This is a genomic window from Calyptranema fuscum S582 (genome assembly GCF_055793305.1).
Genome location: NZ_JBSLYH010000008.1, coordinates 133,819 through 148,981, shown reverse-complemented (window position 1 = coordinate 148,981; position 15,163 = coordinate 133,819). Strand labels below are relative to the sequence as shown.

Annotated in this window: 16 protein-coding genes; 4 read left to right on the top strand and 12 right to left on the bottom strand. The window is 47.7% G+C overall.

Annotation, left to right across the window (positions count from 1 at the left end; translation table 11 throughout):
- Positions 1-437: 437 nt before the first annotated feature.
- The 3 genes from ACR6Z4_RS08070 to ACR6Z4_RS08060 form a co-directional block, all read right to left on the bottom strand.
- Positions 438-1,859: a glycosyltransferase gene (locus tag ACR6Z4_RS08070; protein WP_479716729.1), complete on the bottom strand. Its 1,422-nt coding sequence runs from the start codon at positions 1,857-1,859 to the stop codon at positions 438-440.
- An 862-nt stretch (positions 1,860-2,721) separates the two neighbouring features.
- Positions 2,722-3,807, bottom strand: a complete 1,086-nt coding sequence (locus tag ACR6Z4_RS08065) for a glycosyltransferase family 4 protein (protein ID WP_479716728.1) — start codon at positions 3,805-3,807, stop codon at positions 2,722-2,724.
- A gap of 560 nt (positions 3,808-4,367) precedes the next feature.
- Positions 4,368-4,652, bottom strand: a complete 285-nt coding sequence (locus tag ACR6Z4_RS08060; protein WP_479716727.1) for a hypothetical protein — start codon at positions 4,650-4,652, stop codon at positions 4,368-4,370.
- Positions 4,653-4,715: 63 nt separating this feature from the next.
- On the opposite strand from ACR6Z4_RS08060, the gene ACR6Z4_RS08055 reads away from it, so the two are divergent.
- Entirely contained in the window at positions 4,716-5,717 is a 1,002-nt protein-coding gene (locus ACR6Z4_RS08055) for a S1 RNA-binding domain-containing protein (protein WP_479716726.1), read from the top strand.
- A 2-nt stretch (positions 5,718-5,719) separates the two neighbouring features.
- Here the strand turns inward: ACR6Z4_RS08055 and atzD are convergent, their stop codons facing one another.
- The 4 genes from atzD to ACR6Z4_RS08035 form a co-directional block, all read right to left on the bottom strand.
- The gene (atzD, locus tag ACR6Z4_RS08050) at positions 5,720-6,784 is read right to left on the bottom strand and encodes a cyanuric acid amidohydrolase (RefSeq protein WP_479716725.1); all 1,065 of its coding nucleotides are present in this window, start codon (positions 6,782-6,784) and stop codon (positions 5,720-5,722) included.
- Between the two features lie 323 nt (positions 6,785-7,107).
- Positions 7,108-7,260: a hypothetical protein gene (locus ACR6Z4_RS08045; protein ID WP_479716724.1), complete on the bottom strand. Its 153-nt coding sequence runs from the start codon at positions 7,258-7,260 to the stop codon at positions 7,108-7,110.
- Positions 7,261-7,303: 43 nt separating this feature from the next.
- A complete protein-coding gene (locus tag ACR6Z4_RS08040) occupies positions 7,304-7,618 on the bottom strand; it encodes a type II toxin-antitoxin system RelE family toxin (protein WP_479716723.1) in 315 nt (104 codons plus the stop codon).
- 10 nt (positions 7,619-7,628) lie between these two features.
- A complete protein-coding gene (locus ACR6Z4_RS08035; protein ID WP_479716722.1) occupies positions 7,629-7,892 on the bottom strand; it encodes a type II toxin-antitoxin system Phd/YefM family antitoxin in 264 nt (87 codons plus the stop codon).
- Positions 7,893-7,941: 49 nt separating this feature from the next.
- Between ACR6Z4_RS08035 and ACR6Z4_RS08030 the strand changes: the two genes are divergently transcribed.
- Positions 7,942-8,118 carry a hypothetical protein gene (locus ACR6Z4_RS08030; protein ID WP_479716721.1) on the top strand — a complete coding sequence of 59 codons (177 nt, stop codon included), beginning with the start codon at positions 7,942-7,944 and terminating at the stop codon, positions 8,116-8,118.
- Positions 8,119-8,311: 193 nt separating this feature from the next.
- On the opposite strand, the gene ACR6Z4_RS08025 is transcribed toward ACR6Z4_RS08030, so the two are convergent.
- Positions 8,312-9,085 carry an SAM-dependent methyltransferase gene (locus tag ACR6Z4_RS08025; RefSeq protein WP_479716720.1) on the bottom strand — a complete coding sequence of 258 codons (774 nt, stop codon included), beginning with the start codon at positions 9,083-9,085 and terminating at the stop codon, positions 8,312-8,314.
- 119 nt (positions 9,086-9,204) lie between these two features.
- Between ACR6Z4_RS08025 and ACR6Z4_RS08020 the strand changes: the two genes are divergently transcribed.
- Positions 9,205-9,420, top strand: coding sequence for a hypothetical protein (locus tag ACR6Z4_RS08020; RefSeq protein ID WP_479716719.1), 216 nt, complete (start codon positions 9,205-9,207; stop codon positions 9,418-9,420).
- 40 nt (positions 9,421-9,460) lie between these two features.
- On the opposite strand, the gene ACR6Z4_RS08015 is transcribed toward ACR6Z4_RS08020, so the two are convergent.
- The 3 genes from ACR6Z4_RS08015 to ACR6Z4_RS08005 all read right to left on the bottom strand — a co-directional run bounded on the left by ACR6Z4_RS08015 (position 9,461) and on the right by ACR6Z4_RS08005 (position 11,395).
- Positions 9,461-10,576 (bottom strand): iron-containing redox enzyme family protein, encoded by a 1,116-nt coding sequence (locus tag ACR6Z4_RS08015; protein ID WP_479716718.1) that lies wholly within the window; start codon positions 10,574-10,576, stop codon positions 9,461-9,463.
- 394 nt (positions 10,577-10,970) lie between these two features.
- The gene (locus tag ACR6Z4_RS08010; RefSeq protein ID WP_479716717.1) at positions 10,971-11,195 is read right to left on the bottom strand and encodes a type II toxin-antitoxin system HicA family toxin; all 225 of its coding nucleotides are present in this window, start codon (positions 11,193-11,195) and stop codon (positions 10,971-10,973) included.
- Complete coding sequence (locus ACR6Z4_RS08005; RefSeq protein ID WP_479716716.1) at positions 11,192-11,395, bottom strand: type II toxin-antitoxin system HicB family antitoxin; 204 nt, start codon at positions 11,393-11,395, stop codon at positions 11,192-11,194. The genes ACR6Z4_RS08010 and ACR6Z4_RS08005 overlap by 4 nt, the downstream gene beginning before the upstream one ends.
- Positions 11,396-11,456: 61 nt before the next feature.
- On the opposite strand from ACR6Z4_RS08005, the gene ACR6Z4_RS08000 reads away from it, so the two are divergent.
- On the top strand, positions 11,457-11,582 hold the full coding sequence (locus tag ACR6Z4_RS08000; RefSeq protein WP_479716715.1) for a hypothetical protein: 126 nt from the start codon (positions 11,457-11,459) through the stop codon (positions 11,580-11,582).
- A gap of 119 nt (positions 11,583-11,701) precedes the next feature.
- Here the strand turns inward: ACR6Z4_RS08000 and ACR6Z4_RS07995 are convergent, their stop codons facing one another.
- Positions 11,702-15,088, bottom strand: coding sequence for a tetratricopeptide repeat protein (locus ACR6Z4_RS07995; RefSeq protein ID WP_479716714.1), 3,387 nt, complete (start codon positions 15,086-15,088; stop codon positions 11,702-11,704).
- Positions 15,089-15,163: the final 75 nt, after the last annotated feature.

Genomic DNA, 15,163 nt, shown 5'->3' with positions numbered 1-15,163 from the left:
GGGATGCAGGGGGATCTGAAATAGGGTGTTACTGCGTTCCCCGCCACGGCTTAGAGGCTAAGGATCGTGGATTTAATAACCCGTAATTCTTGGGTAAGGGCGCACGGCGGTGCGCCCCTACAGAACACTTGACTAATAGGAATTATTTAATTTGCGATCCTAAGGATCATGGATTTAATAACCCGTGATTCTTGGGTAAGGGCGCACGGCGGTGCGCCCCCACAGAACACTTGACTGATAGGAATTATTTAATCCACGATCCCAAGGATTACAGACGGATGAACCTGTAATTTGTTGGGGAAAGTAGCAGCGCGCCGCCGTTGCTTTCTCAAACAAAATTGGGTTTTATTAAACCCATGATCCTCAGTCCTGCTTTTTACCCATAGGGTTTAGAAATGAGGGCATCAGGGCAGCGCCCCATATTCCTCAATTCCATTTCAAGAGACTTTAGTCAGGCTAGGTACCGGAACGGGCGGTTGTGCCGCAAATGCGATCGCATCTGCGGTGGCAGGAACTGCCAAGGTGGGTGCCTGCATCAACGACTGGGCTAACAGACGCCGATATAGATCGCTGAGTTTCACAGCTACCCCAGTCCAGCTAAAATTTTCTTGGACACGGCTGTAGGCTTGTTTTCTCAGCTTCATCGCCCAAATTTCATCGGATAAGACACGAGCGATCGCGCCAGAAAAGGCATCTACATTTTGGGGTTGTACCAGTAAGCCGGTTTCTTCGGGCACCACGGTAAACCGCAATCCCCCCACATCAGACGCCACCACGGGGGTGCCACACGCCATTGCCTCAATTGCCACTAACCCAAAGGGTTCGTAGTAACTGGGGATGACGCACACATCGGCTGCTGTGTAATACAGCGGCAATACGTCATGCCCCAATAACCCAACAAATCGGGTTTGCTCAGCCAGCCCCAACTCTTGCACCAGTTGCTCGATGCGTCGCCGTTCCTGGGCTTCAGGCAATTCTGGGTCATTGCCGCCCACCAAGACCAACCGCAGAAACGACGGATGAATGGTACATTGTTCATCTTTCATCTGCTCACTCTCTGCTTTCAACGCAGCGAAGGCTCGGATCAGCGTCTCAATGCCTTTGTGAGGTTCAAACCAACCGACATATAAAACAATTTGTTCGGCAGAACTAAACCCAAGTTTGGCTCTGGCTTCTACTTTGGGGATGGCATGGAAATTTTCGGTATCGGTACCGCAGGGGATGACCTCAACGGCACCCTGGGGAGAAATTAGCGATCGCAATTGTTCTTCTTCTTGAGGGCTGGTTGCTACAATCCGGTCGGCGTTTTCCAGCAATTCGCGCTCCACCGCTAGGCGAGTTTCGGCAATTTCGGGGCGATCGCCAGATGACTGATACTTCAATGCGCCCAACGAATGATATGTGTGAATCAGTTGGATATTGCTTTGCTGCTTCAGTTGCAAGCCGACCCACCCTGACATCCAGTGGTTTGTATGCACCAAGGGGTAGTTTGCCCCATCTTTGCTTTGGAATTTTTGGAAAGCCGTAGCAAAATCAGGCATGTACTGAAATAACTGATCCCGTGGGACAAATTCTTCGGGACCCGCAACCAGACGGATGGTGCGGCAGTGCGGCGAATGCTGAACGATCGCCGCATCGTCACGACGGGCTTTACGAGTGAACATGTCTACCTGCCATCCCAACTTTGCCAGGGCTTCTCCGACCTGACGAACATAGACGTTTTGTCCGCCAGCATCATCTTTACCGGCGGCAGCCGCCGGATCCGCATGTTCAGAAATCAGGGCGATCGCCTGTCTGCTAGGCACCGTCGTTCGGGCAAACGGAAACGGGGATTGGGCTGAATTGGACGGGTGGGACATCATTTCACCTCATCAAAATTTGAATAAACAATTAATAAAGGCTCTATATCAATAAGACTGCAAGGTGTACACTTAGGACTTTGAGACAGGCGCAGGGATAAAAAACTCCCAATAGGTTGCTATCTCACTCCCTCTACTATGCCAAAGTCTATTAGCGGCTATCTAGCAATCTGATTGGGTTGAACCTTCTTCTCTGTGAGCCGGAGCATGGCTAGGGTATGAGGTACTCTGTCTCCAGAAGAGAGCGATGCCCTCTTGGTTCCCCTGATGGCACTGAGGTTTGCAAACACGGTGTGGATCGTAAGGTATGAGTTTCGCCAACTCCTTGCAATTCCAACTCCTTGCAAAAACCAGTCAGGCATACCGTAGAAATTGACTGCATTATAGATCAAGAAAATTATTGGGTTGTAGCGCAGTCATCTAGATCGCTAATTAGGTTTAGCCAACATTTTTTTTTAAGATCTGCCAGACCCCACAACCACCGTGGTCATCCTGGGCTGTGGGGTCACAGGTTATTTCGACTAGGCATTCCAACTCTCAAGAATGATGGAGGGGACTAATACCGTTCTTATATGAGGCTGCACCCGGTTTTACCCCCGGCTGTCGCCGTCCCCCTTGCCAAGGGGGACTACAGGGGGTCATAGGTTTGGCGCGTCTTCATAAAAAATGGGTATAAGAACCACAAATTAAATAAAACCCAGACGTTTGGCTTGGGCAGCGCGGCGTCGCCGCGCTGCCCAAACCCGATCGTTGGTCTAATTCAGTCCATAAGCTAAGTCAATCAGGGCAGAGAGCAGGGGTGGAACCCCTACAGCCATTGCCTTAGCCCGGGACCTGAGTCCAATACCCCATTTCGGTAGGGTTAATTAAACACCACACGGGTCGAAACCGTAGACAGGTGATGAGAATTGAGAACAGCCTTACCCGCTACAATCTGCTGATAAACTGCTTCGTACCCATCAACCATGTTCTGGACACTAAAATGTTGGGCAACGTGGTCGCGGCAGGCTTGCCGATCGATCGTATCAATCTGCTGAACCGCAGCAATGCAGTCTTCCACACTGTGGCACAAAAATCCGGTTTTGCCATGGGCGATGACTTCGGGTGCAGAGCCGAGTGCCATCGCTACAACGGGTGTGCCCGATACCATTGACTCCACCATAACCAAACCAAACGGCTCACGCCATGTAATGGGAAACAGTGTCGCGATCGCCCCACCCATTAATTTATTTTTTTGGATGTGATTGGCTTCTCCTAAGTATTGGATCTGCTCACCATCAATATGAGGTTTAACGTCTCGTTCGTAATACTCTATATCGACGGCATCAATCTTTCCGGCAATTTTCAGGGGCAACCCCAGGTGCTTGGCAATGGCGATCGCATGATGGGTGCCTTTTTCAGGAGAGAGCCGCCCTAAGAACACGAGATAGCCCGGTTTTTCTGGCGTTTCATAAAACTTGTAGCTATCAACATCAATACCGTTGTAAACCGTTGCCGCATAATTTAAGCCCAGTCGAGGCTCTCGCTGAGCATTGGAGATACTGATATAGGGCTGATTTTTGGCATAGGTAAACATTTTTGTATTGTCGGGCGTAAAGATGCCATGCAGCGTATGAACAGTGGGCGTCTTTACCAGATTGACATAGGGCAATGCAGCGCACCCCATATGGGAATGGATAATGTCAAATTCGTCTGCCCGCTCATAGACCTGGCTGAGTTGCAGCATTTCATAAATGCCAGGTTCTTTTACTGAAGTATCGAGTCGTAGCGCTCGCGGACAAACCGATTCTAACTTAGCGAGTGTAAGCGAATCTCCGGAAGCAAATAAAGTGACATCGTGTCCACGCCGGACTAATTCATCCGTTAACAAGCTTGCTACTAATTCACTACCACCATAGGTCGAAGGCGGCACTCTTTCCCATAAAGGTGCGACTTGAGCAATCCGCATCAGAAACCTCCTAAAAGGCTAAAGATTAAGTAGAGATCCCTGTGAGAGCAACACAATCTGGTTATGTCTGTGCCACTCAAATTAGAGAAGATGAATTAATTTAAGAAAAGTTTCGCTCAATTAAGGTGTACCTTAAGTGAGATTTCACGAAGTTACGTTTCTCATCTTAAGAGAGAATTTATGTAAAGATAGCGGAATTTGTAAGTACGGCATGCACACTGAATGGGGTACGGTTAACCGCACTTAAACGGCTGAACCCGATAGCAGGTGAGTAATTCACTGCAATTCTCAACCACATCAGAAGATGGGTATGAAAGCAGCACCATTGGTTTGAAGTGGCGTTATTAAAACGAGATGAAACCCCTGCCAAATAAGGCAAACCGCCAATGTCAATTCACTAGAAATCCAACACATCAAACATTTTGGCATTTTGCCAAAATCTATTGCACTATTCTCCGGTCGATCTTTATTAAGATGCCCTATCGCCATTGATATGGTTTAGGCGGACGGCGGACAGGGATGGAACCCCTGTCCGGGGATGCAGCCCTCGCACCCCTGTCCTAGCCAGCTCGCTCGCCGCTGACAACGTTTCCAGACCACACCTCCATGCGATCGCCCATTGCCCTACGACTTGGCACCCCGATAGTGCGGCAGGACGGGGTATCAGGGCTTTCCTCCGGTATGGCAATATGCCCACTGCGCCCAGGACACCGCAGGAAGGCAGACGTTCTAGCCGGTTCTAAACACGGGAATGCGATCGCCCTCAGTGGCAATAACCCGGTGTAATACCCCTGTCTACGGTAGGAAATAGCCGCTATTTTGGCTCCCAGCCATGGCATCTGCATGCACTATCCGGGGGGATGCAAAAAAACAACTCTGTTTCATCCAATCACGAAGCGCTATATTGAATGAACTTGAAAAAGTTGACGAATCGATTCGGAATTCAGGAGGTCCACTTGTCCTTCTCCAGTGATGACTTTGCTAAAGCCCTTGAACAACACGACTACCAATTTCAACGAGGGCAGGTAGTTCGTGGAAAAGCATTCAGCTATGAAAGTGATGGGGTCTTTGTCGATATTGGCGGCAAGGCATCTGCATTTCTGCCAATGGACGAAGCCTCTCTGAGGCGGTTTACTGACCTGTCAGAAGTGGTTCCCCTCCAGGAAGAGCGTGAATTTCTGATCATCCGAGAGCAAGATACAGATGGTCAGGTGACGCTATCGATTCGGCAATTAGAAATTCGGCAGGTCTGGGAAACATTCCAGGACATGCAAGACAATAGTCAGACGATGCAGGTTCGTGTCGTTGGCATTAACAAAGGCGGTGTTACCGTCGATGTCCAGGGGATCAGAGGATTTATCCCGCGATCGCACTTGATCGAAAAGACGGATCTGGAATCGTTGGTCGGCAAAACCCTCACCGTTGGCTTTTTGGAAGTCAACCGTGAAAATCGACGGCTCGTTTTATCGCAACGACAAGCGGCTAAAGCTGCCAATCTCAAACAATTGGGGATTGGGCAAGTGGTCGAAGGCAAAATCGTGGGGATCAAGCCCTTTGGCTTGTTTATCGACTTTGGCGGCACTACTGGATTGCTCCACATCAACCAGATCAGCAAAAATTACATTTCTTCCCTAGAAGACCGCTTTCAGATTGGGCAATCGATCAAAGCGCTGGTGTTAGACGTTGATGAAATTAAACAGCGTGTCTCTCTATCGACCAAGGTGCTAGAAAATTACCCCGGTGAAATGCTAGAGAAAATGGACGAAGTGCTGGCAGAAGCTGAATCTCGTGCGGTGAGGGCAATGCAGCAGCTGGCAGAGAATGCAGAGAAAAAAGAAGACGAAAAAGCAGCCAAGGCAGAACATGTGACTGCCGAACCAACACCAGAGGCGGCAGACGCAACCGAGTAAACCTAGTCTCTAACCCCGATCGCCATCACAGGTCCCCCACCCGCCGGTCCCTGATGCTCAGCACCCCCGGACACGTAGACCATGGGGTCTTGGATGGTCGCTGCCACTACGGCTCCGACAACGGCACGCGCCATGCGGGTGTGGTTGATGTCCGAATCATCCAGCATGGTATGGCGTCGCCCCAAAATAAACCCAGAAGGTGAAGCTTCGGCTTTGGCGAACAGGTTAACAATGCGATTGGCCGGTTGCCCCGTCTGGGCGATCGCCATTTCTACGGCTGCCTGGTCTAAGGCATGGCGCATGACACTGTGTCCGGCAACAAAATTGCTGGCAGAGTTTGGCGAATTGCCCAACACCATAATTTCGCAGTGCCGTAGCTCGATGCCCGCCGAAGTCGAGGCAACGGTTGAGTAAAGGGCATCGTTAGTACAAATGTCCGCCTGCGTCAATTGGTCGGGGGCAATCTCACCCAGAGCGATCGCCACCCCTAGCGCTGACGCCCCACGCGAGTAAGCCATCGACTGATAGCTGCTACCAATCTTGACCGGAGGAATGATTCCTTCCGCTGGCTGCATGAGGGTCGATGGAATGAGCGGACATTTAATCTGGACAAAATGGACTGCCTCTGAGTCAATTTGAGCCTGGGCGATCGCCTGCTGAACTGCCTCAGCGACCTGATTGACCATGGTCAATGTGCCAATTTCTGCGGGCAAAAAATCGCGGGTGCGGCTCACCCCCAGCACTAAACCCCACTGGCGCGGCGCATTCTCAGGTATCGGCTCACGGGTAAAGATCGTTAGATGGGGACTCAACACCCCCTCTGTGCCACCTGACATCACATAAATCACCTGCTCAGCCGTTTGCCGATCGGTCTGAGCCGTGAGATACGTTTTCAAGCTCTGGGTGGCAAACCCGCGAGTGAAGTCATTGACACAGCCATTGCCCTCTGTCTTCCCTAAAATGGCAACGATAGTGGTCGGGTCGATGTGCCCACGTTGCACCAGTGCATCTAACGGCGACACATCATCAGGACTGCTTTGCGGAACTTTAAAAACCCCAACCTTCATAAATCACATACGCCACGATCTTTCTAATCAACTGTATCGGAAATGGGTAGTCCTAAAAAAGTAATGATTTTTTGTAGCGCGGGCATCGCCCGCGCTACAAAAAATCATTATATGAATACCACTACCCGAAAATGATGGTGTTGCAGAACTATGGTTCAACTGTGATTGTGATAATGATGGTTTTGCAAACCTAACAAGTATCAGCTTTACACGTCTGCCAGATGCAGTAATTCTAGTGTTGCAAACACTAAATTTTGCAACATGGGGTTTGGGGGCTGCGCCTCCAAGAAGGGGTTTCACCCCCTCCACCCCCTCTAAAACTTTTAAGTTGGTGTACTAGTACTTTGTACAACAGCATCATCGTTTGATTGTTGACTTGGCGATCGCATTTCAAACTCGTGTGAAGCTGGCGATCGCACTTGGCTGTGAAACAAGCGATCGTAGATATGGGAGCAGTAAAGCTGATTGCTCTTCATACTTCAAAAATTAGCGATCGCACTCTAGCTCCAGTACAAGGCTTTAGATAAAATCACCCAACAATTTTTCGATTACTGTGTAAATATCTCTTTTGTCTCCGTCCTTGCGTCTGCCGACTGCAACTACTAAGACAAGAACTTGTGCTTGCTCAACTTTATCGATGATGCGATAACGCTGTCCCACTGCCCGGACGCTGCGGAACCCAGCAAGCGTATCGATAAGAGCTTTACCCTGTTTTTCAGGATCGCATTTAAGTTGGTCGATACGCTCGCCTAGCTTTTCTTGTTCCCTGCGATCTTTAACCGCTGCCAGCATTTCTAGAGCAAGGGGTGTTAATTGAATGGTGTATTCAATCATTGGGCAACACTCATAGCCCTAGCTGTGATTTGGCGTGCTCCCAAGAAACAGTGTTGTCTTGCTGTGCCTGGAGGATACTTTGACGCAGTTTGGTGACAAATTCAGTATCACTAAGGATATCAAGGGTTTCGAGTAATTCAGTCAGATGCTGATAGCTGAGTGCTGCCATCACAGGTACCCCATCTTGCGTAATGATGATTGGTTCATCAGTCAGCTCATTGGGAAAGTTGGGGAGTTGTTGTTGCGCCTGGGCGATCGTGAGTCGTTTGGACATAGGATAAAAGCCGATCAGGACTAAGCTCACTGTAACACTGCTGGATTGATTGGGGGATAAGGTCGCGATCGCGCTCTATACTTCAACAATTGGCGATCGCTCTCCATCTCTTCAGGAAATAGGAGGGCGATCGCACTTTGGCATAGACCTGAAGGAACAATCAGGCAACACTTTTTTATTTCGTTTTCTATTCTACTTCTGGAATATCAGTAGCAGACTCAATTAAAAGTTTTACAACGGGGTGCAAGGGTGGAACCCTTGCGTGGGGGCGAAGCCCCCCCACCCCATGTTGTAAAATTTAGTGTTCGCAACAGTAGTTGTCAGGATATTGCGCAGGGTTCCGCTGGGTAGATCACGACCTTCATGGTAAAGCACAATTACCCTCAGAATGATACTCCACTGCTCTACGCACGATCGTTCTATAGTGCCGTCATTAGTTTAATCAGCTCATCCGATAGATCAGGTGTGCTGCAACGACGCTTAAATAAAACACCTGCCAGGAAATAGATATTTTGAGAGTAAAAAGCTTTACTGCGCTGGCGGAGTTCGGTGATGCAGTTTTGCACCTTAGGTTCAGAACTATAATAACCAAACTGGAGCGGCGTGATCATAAAATCGGCTACTTTGTACCCCAAGTCCAATGCATGATTGATCGTCTCAACGGGATTGGAATACGCAGAAATCATAAGCATGACATTATTACAGCCAGCCGAAATTAACCGTTTTGTGATCGTTGCACCATCTGTTCCACCATGTAACGCTGGCATCCGAATATCGTCATCAGGTGCAGGGATATAGGGAGGGTTCGCAATTAAATATTCTGCGCCATAATCTTTCCAATTAGTGAAGAAGCAGTGATTGTGGATGGTGTACTTCTGGTGCAGCTTGTACTGAGCAATTCTCGATCGAGCAACGTCGCACGCTGACAGGTTCAACTCATATCCGTGAACCATGCCATTAAACGGCGTTTTGGTTAGACAATTAATAACTGGGCTACCATCACCTGCACCAAATTCGACGATTGATTCCATCCCATCACAATGATTTAAAATCATTTTTTCAAGGCACTGGGAGTAGAACTGAGACTCTTCAGGGCAAAAGAAAACTTCATCCGGGGAGTATGATTTAGCGTTGTCTTTGATTGCAGCTTCTTGAACTGCGGTTTCCTGAACGGTTAATAATGCTTTTTGCATATTTAGCCTTTGCTGCCCATTGCAGATAGGGTAGTGTGTGTTGATCCTAATGTGCTTCATGCAGGCTATTGTTTAACCGGAGAACTCATGTGCCCGCAAGAGTAACTAAGGATCGTGGATTGAATAAAACCGAAGATTTATTTTTGGAAGCGCGGCAACGTCGCGCTTCCAAAAATAAACTTCCGGGTTTTAATTACAGCGCTTCGCGCTTGAATATGGTTAGATTTTTTGTTGTGTGCCGCGCTCTGCGCGGCACACAACAAAAAATCTGTGGCTTAATCTCGCTCCAAATTAGTGAGTGTCATAGAGAGATAGATGAGTTGCAAAATAGATAGTTTGCAAAACGGATAATTGCAAACATTTGACGTAGAACATTTAACGCTTTTGTTCTGCGGCTTTAATTGCCCGAACTACAGCTGCTCCTGCTCGATCGCCCATTAGTTTTTCTTGGTCATACCCAAGGACTAACTGCCATGCTTCGATTGGATATCGTTCTGTCAGAGGAAAAGCAACTTCTTGCAACATCCATTGACCATGCCGCTCATCTTCACGGATATGAAGCTCCCAGTAACCCATTGCGGTATCTGAAAGTTCTAACCGTTGAGCCGCAGTCATATAGTCCCGATAGATGGAAGGACCTGCAATTTCAAAGTAGGTTAGTCCACCGTTATACCGCAAGAAGAACTGCTTGCATTCGGTTAGCAGGAAGTTGTGATTAATGCACGCCAGAACCTCCCACGGAACAAAGGCAAGATACGCTTCAGGTCGAGTGTTCAACTTCAGTTCTGCCATCATATTGGCAAAGAAAGTAGAATGCTTACGGTTATAGCGCCCGTTGCCATATTCCTCCATCAGTACCCGGATCAGCATCGCATGGATTTCGTTGCTAGCACCCCCTAAGATGCGAGACATACGGCTGGCTTCTACCAGTCCATCCAGAGACGCGATCGCCAACAGATGCCGATAGCCTTCAAAGGACATTTCCTCACGCAAGTATTGTTTTGCTGCATTGATAGGTGGATCTAAATCAACCGTTGCGCGATCGGTCAACGCATCCTGCACGTTAGTTTGCTGAAGCTGATTCACATCGAGTTGCTTCAATTCCCAGGGTTGCCAAACTGCTTCAATTTGATTGCGGATTTGCTGAAGATACAAGGAGCGCTCGTTGGTGTAACGCTGCAAATCATCGAACCAAAACAGGTTAAGTCGGTTAATTTGGTATAGAATTCGCTGCAAAAACAGGCTAGCCGCTTCCGATGCCATAGGCTCTACACTGTTCTCAGTATAGGCAATACTTAAAGCAGATTCAATTGACGCCTCCAATGGTGTGACCAGAGACGGTCGGGTTTTAATCTGCTGGTCTAGGTTGTCAAGCGCCAGAAGTTGTATAAACTGCTGCTCTGCCTCGCCATATTCGGGAGGTAGAGAGAAAGGCAGCACGTTGTTCAAAGTCCCTGTGATTGGACGATCGGGACTCAAAGCCACACTCATGTTGATGTACCTGAAATCTGAATTGCATTTACCACCGGAAGTGCGCTAGAGCTTGGATCGTACACCCCAGTTACGCTCACTATAGAGAAACGATTAATATCTCTACGTCCATCTCAAGGTAGACAAAACTTAATACCTATCTAAGGAAGTTACCTAGAGAGCGTAAGAAATCGGGCGTTGCTGATTTTGGGGATGATTTGAACGTGAACCCAAAGGGTTCACGTTCAAATTCATCCCGCTATTAAGCAATGCCGAAATCTTCTCTAACAAAGCACTACCCTGAATCTTTCTGTTTCTAGCATGATGGCGATCGCATCATAAAACTGAGGCTTGGCTGAAGGGATAGGCGATCGCAGTTTGGCATAGACATGAAGGAACAATCAGGCAACACTTTTTATTCCGTTTTCCATTCCACTTCTGGAATATCAGCAGTTGTCAGGATATTGCGAAGAGTTCCGATGGGTAGATCACGACCTTTATGGTAAGGCACAATTACCTGAAGCTGACGGTCGAGATTGCGCCATTTACGATGACTTCCCTTTTGTGAAACTAACTCAAATCCATAACGAACCAAAAGGCGTTCAACTTCGTCTGCATTCATCCGGCGAATGCGAGTCATCCAACTGACACCTCGCGTAAAATGGCTCCTGCTTTCAACTCAATTGGGTCAGGCTCAAGGTAAAGTGCGATCGCTTCACGAATGTTTGCTAAAGCTTCTATTTCCGTCTCCCCTGCTGAAACACAACCCGGCAATTCTGGGCACCAAACTGCCCAATTGTCTGTGTCAGGATCTCTTTCAAGAACTACGCGCCATTTCATACTACTCATCCTCAGGAGGGTGATGATCCTATTCTATTTCAATTGAGGAGATAGAAATTAGATGGGAAGGTTAGTTGAGCAGCAACAGCTTCACGAAAATCACAATACTAGGCAAAGGGGCGATCGCTCTCTATCCTTCAAAAATGGGCGATCGCACCATGAAACTGAGGTTTGGTTAAAGGGATAGGCGATCGCGCTCTATCCTTCAACACTCGGATAAGACAATCGCTCTCTGCCTCACAACAACTCAGCTAGTTCAAAGAGTATGTAGTGTAAAGGGAAGGGTTGGATGAAGTACAAATTTAATTACTTAATTAAGCTATCGCGTAAGTGAACAAAATAAGAATGACTGTTTGTTGCGACAATTGCCCGATCGCAATAGCTCAGCGCTTCTTGTCGTCTATTTAATCTGACCAAGGCATACATCAGATCTCGTGTTACGATTCGTAGCCCATAGATGTTGCCAAGTTCTTCATCGATTGCAAACGCTTGGCTCAACTCAGCCACAGCATCTTCCCATTGCCTAGAATTCATCAAAGCTTGTCCCCAGGCAGTATGAGCTTTCGCTAAATGGCCCTGGGAGTCTGCTTTTTTGCCCAGTTCGATACTTTTAATAAAATACATGTGGGCTTGCGAAAAAAACTTTCCTCCTGGCTGTTTGGAAAAAAGCTGTCCCAAGCTATTGCAGACAATCGCTTGACTTAAAATATCTTGCTCTTTATGTGCCAAATCGTAGCTTTCCCGCAAGATTCTTTCTGCTGATTTCCAATCCTTTTTTCTCTCTAAAACTCCACCTAAGGTGTTGAGCACCATGAGTAGCTGTTTATTATCCTTGAGGTCAGTAAACTTATCTCGGCTTTCCTGTAAAACATTTTCTGCATCCTCTAGCCTGCTCATTTTCTTGAGTGCTCTACCCAAACTGTGCAAGGCAATTGCTGTTTGAAATGAATCCCCAAGCTGTTCATAGATTTGGGAACTCTCACGTAGCATCACTTCAGCTTTATCTACAGTATCTTGCTCTTTCAAAAGAATGCATCCATACTCATGTAGTGCTTCAGCAAGAATAGCCAGTGACTTGGTTTCCTGGGTTAGATTATCTAGTTGTTTATCAATTTCAGCGGCTTGGCGAAATACATCAATGGCTGATGGGAAATCACTTTGACGTAAAAGCTGCCCTAACGTCCTCAATGTCATTGCTTTCCCAACAAGGTTGCCAAGCTTCTCTTCAAGAGAAATAATGCGTTTAAGCACAAGAATTGCAGCTTGAAAGTCTCCCTTTGCTCTTAGCACGCTGCTCAAACTACTCAATGTCATTGCTAATCCACGACTATCACCCAAACTCTCTTCAATGGAAATAGTCCTTTCAAATGCGGCGATCGCCTCTTCCACTCTGCCCTGCTGCTGCAAAACCCCACCTAAACAATTCAGACCAATCGCTAAGGAATTTTGGTCATTGAGAATTTCAGCAATAGAGATCCGGCGTTCAAATGCGGCGATCGCCTCTTCCACTCTGCCCTGCTGCTGCAATAGTCCACCTAAACGATTTAGCCCAATTGCCAAGGAATTTTGGTCATTGAGGGTTTCAGCAATCGTGATTCGGCGTTCAAAAGCCGCGATCGCCTCTTCCACTCTGCCCTGCTGCTGCAAGACCCCACCTAAACAAGTCAGACCAATCGATAAGGAATTTTGGTCATTGAGGGTTTCAGCAATCGTGATTTGGCGTTCAAATGCGGCGATCGCCTCTTCCACTCTGTTCTGCTGCTGCAAGACCCCACCTAAACAAGTCAGACCAATCGATAAGGAATTTTGGTCATTGAGGGTTTCAGCAATCGTGATTCGGCGTTCAAAAGCCGCGATCGCCTCTTCCACTCTGCCCTGCTGCTGTAAGACCCCACCTAAACAAGTCAGACCAATCGATAAGGAATTTAGGTCATTGAGGGTTTCAGCAATCGTGATTTGGCGTTCAAATGCGGCGATCGCCTCTTCCACTCTGCCCTGCTGCTGCAATAGCCCACCTAGACGATTTAGTACAATTGCTAAAGAATTTAGGTCATTGAGGGTTTCAGCAATCGTGATTTGGCGTTCAAATGCGGCGATCGCCTCTTCCACTCTGCCCTGCTGCTGCAATAGCCCACCTAAACGATTCAGACCAATTGCCAAAGAATTTTGGTCTTTGAGGGTTTCTTCAATAGCAATTTCGCATTCAAATGCGGCGATCGCTTCGTTAAACTTAGCCTGTTTCTGCAAAACCCCACCCAAGCTACTGAGTTGTTTTACCTGGCTCTCTTGGCGTTCAAGTGGGTCGCTGATTTGCTCAATCGAATTTTGTGCACTCCTTAAAATGTCTTCTGCTTCTGGCAGATGTCCTTCAAGGGCAAGATATTTTGCGTGCTGAATCTTAAACCTGACGCTGGCATACCAGTCGTTCAGTTGTTCTGCCCATACTTGAAAACCTGCCATTAACTCAATCGCTTGCTTCGAGTAGCTATATTTCAGTAGGAACGGGCGCAAGTCTAAAGCAAATTGATACGCTGATTCTTTAAGTTCATCCGAGGCAGCATTTGATCGTAGCCACTGGGCTGTTTGCAAGATATCCTCAAAGTTTTCGGCAATTTGGTTGGCAATTTCTGGGTTTTCGACATCATTAGTCTGCACAAAATTAAGGAAATATTCAGCGTGCCGTTGGGCTGCATTTTCCCATACATTTCTTTCTTGGGCGAATTCTTTTGCGTAGACCCGAACCAGCGCATGAAACACGTAGCGATCTTGGCTGACTTCATTCAGCAAGGAAAGTTGATAGAGCCGATCCAGAAAGTCTTGGGCTTCCCATTCTTCTGCTATCCCACCGGCTACCATTGCTGTCCGCAAGGAAAATCCATCTTTGGCGCAGACACTCAAACAAGCAAAAAAGTCAATTTCTGGATCGTCCAGCAAATCCAAACTCAAATTTAGAGATGCCGACACATTGAGATCGCGATCGCCTCGAACCTGCAAACGTTGTAGTCGAGTTTTCTCCTCTTTTAGAGACTCTACATAGCTGCTCAGAGTACGTTGTCTTCCCCGTAGTGCTGAGCCTACAATCTGCAATGCTAGCGGCAATCCACCCGTTATCTCAATAATGCGATCGGCAGCGTCTCGTTCTGCCTCAAATCGCTCTGTTCCCAAAATTTGCCGCAAGAGTTCTCGTGCATCATCTTTTGGTAGGGGTGGTAAATCAATAATCCTATTGTTGAGAATGCCAAAAGAATCAGGAATCTGGCGATCGCGCGTTGTCACAATCAGCGCACAGCGCTGCCCACCTGGACGCAAATCCTTTAGATCGGCTCGATCAGCATTATCAAAAATCAGCAACATTCGACGGTGAGCAAACACCTCTTGCATCATCGTTGCGGCTGATCGATCATCCTCTTCGTCAATCTCCTCCCCACATCGGCGAGCAAACTCACGGGCAATTTCATGCACTGCTTTGCCATCCACCGGCAGCCCAATTACGCCATCTGGAAACTTATCTCTATGTACTGTTGCAAAGTGAAAAGCCAAAGCTGACTTTCCCATGCCGCCGCCGCCAGATAACCCTACAATGCTGCACGCCTTGTCTTCACTGCTACCCAATAGCTGAGATTCGAGTTGATCGAGTTCGTCTTTTCTCCCTGTAAAATTAGAAACATCAATCTTTGGCAATATAAAAGGCACCTTTGCACCGCCTTGAGTGCTCAAACTGTGGCGGCTAACCCTATTAGAAGGGGGTATTGAAGAAATCCCGCTAGA